General features: G+C 65.4%; 1 protein-coding gene. It reads right to left on the bottom strand.

All coding sequences use genetic code 11. The annotated features are described in order from the left end of the window. Positions 1-18: 18 nt before the first annotated feature. Positions 19-1,184, bottom strand: a protein-coding gene (locus tag FHY02_RS22590) for an IS3 family transposase (protein WP_409322890.1) whose coding sequence is annotated in 2 segments (ribosomal slippage) — positions 19-923 and positions 923-1,184 — 1,167 coding nt in all. Because the reading frame shifts where the segments join, the coding sequence is not laid out codon by codon here. Positions 1,185-1,249: the final 65 nt, after the last annotated feature.

Genomic DNA, 1,249 nt, shown 5'->3' on the forward strand with positions numbered 1-1,249 from the left:
TGACGTGACCCCCGCCTTTCATCCAGCGGCAACCAGAGACTGACCGGTGTTGTCGCGCATGAGCGCAGGTGAAGCAACGGGCGGGGTTAACCCCGTCCGTTGCTGTTCGAGTTCGGCGGCGAATGCCGCCGGGGTGGCGTAGCCGAGCGAAGAGTGCGGGCGCTCGTTGTTGTAGTCGTCGACCCAGCGAGCCAGGATCGAGCGGGCTTGGCGAACCGTGAAGAACAGCGTCTCGTTGAGCAGTTCGTCGCGCATGCGACCATTGAAGCTCTCGACGAACCCGTTTTGGGTCGGCTTGCCCGGCGCGATGTAGTGCCACTCGACGCCCACATCGCCGGACCAGGCGAGCACCGCGTTCGACGTCAGTTCGGTCCCGTTGTCGCTGACGATCATCTTCGGCCTGCCGCGCTCGGCGATCAGGTCGGCCAGTTCGCGCACGACCCGCCGGCCCGAGATCGAGGTGTCCACCACCGCCCGGAGGCACTCACGCGTGACGTCGTCGACGATGTTGAGCACGCGGAACCGTCGCCCGGTAACGAGCTGGTCGTGCACGAAGTCCAGGCTCCAGCGCTGGTTGGGAAGTGCCAGCACCGGTGCAGGCGCCCGCGCGCCTACGGCGCGCCTTCGTCCTTTCCGGCGTCTGACCGTCAGACCCTCCTCACGGTAGAGCCGCTGGGTCTTCTTGCGGTTGATCGTGATGCCATCCCGGCGCAGCAGGATGTGCAGACGCCGATAGCCGAACCGCCGGCGCTGCTGCGCCAGCTCGCACAGCCGCGACCGTAGGTCGCCATCATCCGCCCGGCATGACCGATACCGCATGCTCGTGCGATCTGCCCCGACGACACTGCACGCCCGCCGCTCGCTCATCCCCAACGTCGCCTGGAGATGTGCGACCGCTTGCCGCTTCGCGGCGGGCGTCACCACTTTTTTGACAGCAGGTCTTTCAACCCCGCGTTGTCCAGCATCGTGTCGGCGAGCAGCCGCTTGAGCCGCGCGTTCTCCTCTTCGAGCGACCTCAGACGCTTTGCGTCGGACACCTCCAGACCGCCGAACTTCGCCTTCCATGCGTAGTAGGTCGCGCTCGACATGCCGTGCCTGCGGCAAAGCTCCGTCACCACCGCACCTGCCTCGGCCTCCTTCAGAATGCCGATGATCTGCTCTTCCGAAAACTGCTTCCGTTTCATTCCGTCCGTCCCTTCGAGGGGCCGGCCTCTAGTTCCAAGTGGATGAAGAAACGGGGGTCACGTCA

It is taken from the genome of Sphingomonas sp. BK069 (genome assembly GCF_014193405.1).
Taxonomy (GTDB): domain Bacteria; phylum Pseudomonadota; class Alphaproteobacteria; order Sphingomonadales; family Sphingomonadaceae; genus Sphingomonas.